At 71.2% G+C, this 3,886-nt stretch carries 5 protein-coding genes; 2 read left to right on the top strand and 3 right to left on the bottom strand.

From position 1 onward, the window contains the following. Positions 1 to 445: PD-(D/E)XK nuclease family protein (locus G6019_RS15330; protein WP_182627961.1), on the top strand; the 445-nt coding region annotated here is incomplete at its 5' end. On the opposite strand, the gene G6019_RS15335 is transcribed toward G6019_RS15330, so the two are convergent. Beyond that, complete coding sequence (locus G6019_RS15335) at positions 438 to 1,556, bottom strand: DNA gyrase subunit A (RefSeq protein WP_182612758.1); 1,119 nt, start codon at positions 1,554 to 1,556, stop codon at positions 438 to 440. The genes G6019_RS15330 and G6019_RS15335 overlap by 8 nt on opposite strands. A 243-nt stretch (positions 1,557 to 1,799) precedes the next feature. Here G6019_RS15335 and G6019_RS15340 point away from each other — a divergent pair, with 243 nt between their 5' ends. Then, a complete protein-coding gene (locus G6019_RS15340) occupies positions 1,800 to 2,189 on the top strand; it encodes a hypothetical protein (protein ID WP_182612757.1) in 390 nt (129 codons plus the stop codon). Here the strand turns inward: G6019_RS15340 and G6019_RS15345 are convergent. Beyond that, on the bottom strand, positions 2,173 to 3,021 hold the full coding sequence (locus G6019_RS15345) for a tyrosine-protein phosphatase (protein WP_228548948.1): 849 nt from the start codon (positions 3,019 to 3,021) through the stop codon (positions 2,173 to 2,175). The genes G6019_RS15340 and G6019_RS15345 overlap by 17 nt on opposite strands. 150 nt (positions 3,022 to 3,171) lie before the next feature. Beyond that, positions 3,172 to 3,585, bottom strand: a complete 414-nt coding sequence (locus G6019_RS15350) for a DUF4870 domain-containing protein (protein WP_107755299.1) — start codon at positions 3,583 to 3,585, stop codon at positions 3,172 to 3,174. Between the last annotated feature and the right edge of the window lie 301 nt (positions 3,586 to 3,886).

Below are 3,886 nucleotides of genomic sequence, written 5' to 3' on the forward strand. Positions count from 1 at the left end.
CCGGGAGTGGGAGTCGTGGGCGGCCGATCAGCTCACCTCCCTCGGTCTCGGTGGCGGCGTCCGCGACGCCAGGTCCCCCGAGGCCGTCGAGGAGATGGTCGCCGTCGCCCGCACGGCCCTCACCTCGGACCCCGTGCGCAGGGCCGCTGGCCGTCCGCACTGGGCGGAGCTGCCGGTCGCGGGATCCCTCGCCACGACCAACGGCACGTCCGTCGCGGTGGACGGGGTGGTCGACCTGGTCGTCGACCACCCCGACGGGTCCCTGTCCGTCATCGACTACAAGACCGATGTCGCCGTCACCTGCGCCACCGTGGACGATTACCTGCTCCAGCTGTGCGCGTACGCCGAACTCCTGCGGGCGACCACCGGCCGGACCGTCAGCCGCGTCGAGCTCGTGTTCTGCCGCGGCGGCCGGGCCACCGTCATAGGACGGGATCTCAGTTGAGGTTCGTCCACGCCACGCGTCCGTTCGTCGCGGCGGCGATCGCCGCGTCGCACGATTCGCCGGTGGTCACCGCCCGGTACACCTCCACCAGCAGGTCCACGACCGAATCCCACACCCGGTAGAGCGGTTCGTCTCCGCCGTACGCCCAGACCGCTCCGGCATCCGGACCGTCCCGGTAGGCCACGGCGTACCCGTAGCCCCGCCTCTCCGCGATCGGCCACAGTCGACCCGCCCAGGTCACCCCGGGCCCCGGCTCCGAACCCAGTCCACCGGTGGCCATGGCGTGCTCGAACATCCTCGCCTGCACGTCGAAGCCCCGGGCGGGGTCCACCGGGTCCGCGAACGGTAACAGTCCCTCGACCGCGTCCAGGCCCGTCCGGCGGAGATGCCAGAGAAGCGTGCGGATCCCCACCGAATCGTCGACGCCGCAACTGTCGAGCAACATGCCCGACCGGGAGTCGGAGGCCCGGGGATCATCCAGCCACGCACCGGGCGCTCCCTGCACCTGCACGATCTCGGCCAGCGCGTCGCACAGCTCCCCGACCTGTTCGTCGAGCACCACCGAGGCGTCATCCACGCGGCCGGACCGCGATCGACGAACCACTGGCGCGGTGGATGCGGGAACCCCGGTGGTCACGGACTCCTGGGGAGTCGAACCATCCCCCCTCTCCCCGTTCATCACCCACCGGGTCCGTTCGAGGGCTCCGTCGATGTCGGCGGCCCACTCCGGCCGGGCGACGGATGGATCCGGGCCCACAGGAGCCAGTGCCGGTGCCGATCGGACGTCGTCCTGCCGCAGCGCCGGGATCGACCCGGTGACGTCGGCGAAGAGCTCCAGCCGGTCCCGGCGGCTGTCGCGCATCCGGTCGCGTTCGGATCGGGTGAACGACATCACCGGGAGCGTGAGGAGCAACGCGGCCTGCCTCCCGGAGAACCCGAACCCCGTCTTGAGGGCGCGCCGCGCCTCGACCGGGGAATCCGAGTGCCGGATGGTCTCCATCACGGCGGTGAGGTCCTCACACGCCATGAGCAGCGCCTCGGCCTCGTCGAAGGCCCTCCCGGCATCGTCTCCGGGCTCGAACCACCCTCCCAGTGCACCCGTAGCTGCCACGCCGATCCCCCGATCTTCCCCGCTGTCGAACTAGTCCCGGCCCCCACCGGTTCCAGGCGAGATCCTACGCGGGCGGCCCCTGTGACGGTCCTGCAGCCGCACGGCCCCGGCAGCTGCCCTAGCCGACGTTGTGACCGATCTCTCCGGCCGAAATACCGCCCTTGACCAGTCCTTTCCATTTTCCGATCAGTTTCCTAAGGTCGCCCGAGCGTTCCCGTGGAAATCGGACGTAGGGTCCTGGACATGAACGGACATCTGACGCTAGAGGACGGGGGCCGGAACCATTCCGTCCCGGATCCTCCTGCTGAGGGCCCCGGGGCGGAGGCCCGGCCCGGCGTCGACGACCGCGGGATCCGCGACACCGCTCCGGCCGCGGTCTTCCCGGCGCCGCTGACCACGGTCTCGGCCGCGGCGACGGGAGGGTTGATCGGCCTCGGAGCCGTCTACGGCGTCGCGGCACTCCTCGCCGACACCCTGGTGGGTGTGGCGCTGCTGGTGCTGGTGTTCGCGCTGACGATGGCGGGCCCCAGGGTTCATTCGATGGCACGGACCGAGGTGGGCCGCACGGTGGCGGTGGTTCTCGAGGCGATCGCCTTCGGGGGCGTGCTCGGCGCGGTCATCGTGGTGTTCTGAGCCGGGCCCCCAACTCGTCCACCAGGCCCTCCTCCACACCGGCGCCCTCCACGAGGTAGCGACGGACATCGCCGAACTCACGGGTCAACGCTGTCAGCGACCGCCTGATGTTGACCTCCTCGACCCCGATGAGCACGTCGATCGCCTCCAGGCGTTCGGGCATCTCCGCGCGGACGTAGGAGCGGATGGCGTCGACGAAGTCGACGGACAGCTCGCGCGTCAGCATGTAGTCGGCGATCACGTCCTCCTCGCGGACGCCGGCGAGCAGCTGCAGGACGGCAGAGGTCCAGCCGGTCCGGTCCTTGCCGGCGGTGCAGTGCACGATCGCCGGGCCCGTCGACCGCGCCACGGCGCGGACCGCGCGTCCGAAACCCGTCCGCTCGGCGTCCCCGACGACGAACCGCTCGTACATGATCGCCGTCTCCCGCCGGGCGTCCTCGACGCTGTACGTGCCGGCCCCGGTGAAGGCGGCGGCGGAGGTGTTCCCGGCGAGGACGTCGATCGCGAGGTAGTGGGCCCCGTCCGGGATCACGTCGGGCTGTCGGACGATCTCCTCGTCGGTCCTCAGGTCGACGACGGTGCTCACCCCGAGCCGGTTGAGCACGCCGAGATCGTCCTCACCCACGGACAAGGTGGTGGACCGGTAGACCAGACCGCGGGCCATGGTCCCGGACGGCTCGAGTGCGTATCCATGGCCGGCGACGTCCCGGAAATTGTGGACGCTGGTGAGTCGGACGTCGCCCGGCGCCGGACCGGACGCGCCGGCCGCTGCGCTGACATCACGGACGACCTCGGCGTCGACCCCGGTGTTCATGCGCGCATCTGCGCCCATTCCGCGTCCCTTCGGCTCCCGCGCGCCCGGATGGCGCGCCGCCCCCTCTCGTTACTACCGGATCGCCGGGACCGGTGCGAGGCGGCGGCGCCGCGTCGGTGGGAGGGGCCGACGACGAGTTCCGCGCGCTGACCGGGGGGAGCGGGGTCGTCAGCTCAGGATGCGCAGCTGGAACGGGTAGTTGATGGTCCGGCCCCGGGTCGCGCGCACGACTCCGATCAGGTGACCGACGATCTGGAGGACGAAGGAGACCGCCAGCAGGACCAGTCCGATGGGGATGCCGATCACGGTGATGATGAAGACCCAGCCGACGATGCTCATGATCCACAGACCAACGTTGAAGTTGAAGGACCCGGCCGCGGCCTGCCGGACGAACGGGCTGCGGTCCTTGTAGATCAGCCACATGACCAGCGGGCCCACGAAGGAGAGCCACCCCGCCGAGAGCGCCATGGCGATGAGGCTGGACGCGTGCGCCAGGGCCGCGGGCGTGCGGTCGTCGGGTCCGGCCACGGGCTGGCCGTACTGGGGTTCGCCGTACTGGGGGGATCCGGGCTGCTGCGTCATGCCCCCAGTGTGCGCCTCTCGGGGGCGTCGGGGCATCAGGGATGTCCCCCGTGTCGCCACTGATCCCCGCCCGTCCCCCTCCCCCGATCCTCTGCCGCCACGGGCCCCCGCCGCCCCGGACCCCCACGACCCCGGGTTTCACCCAGGTGTCACATCCCCCGCCTACCCTGGCGGCCATGACAGACACCGCACAGGATCGCCTCGCACCCGATTCCGGGACCGATCCTCTCGCCCGGGCGGTGGCCCCCCTGCGGGAGGACGTCCGGTTCCTGGGTTCCCTGCTCGGCGACACGATCCGGGA

This window comes from Dietzia sp. DQ12-76 (assembly GCF_014145045.1).
In the GTDB taxonomy this organism is placed as follows: Bacteria; Actinomycetota; Actinomycetes; order Mycobacteriales; family Mycobacteriaceae; genus Dietzia.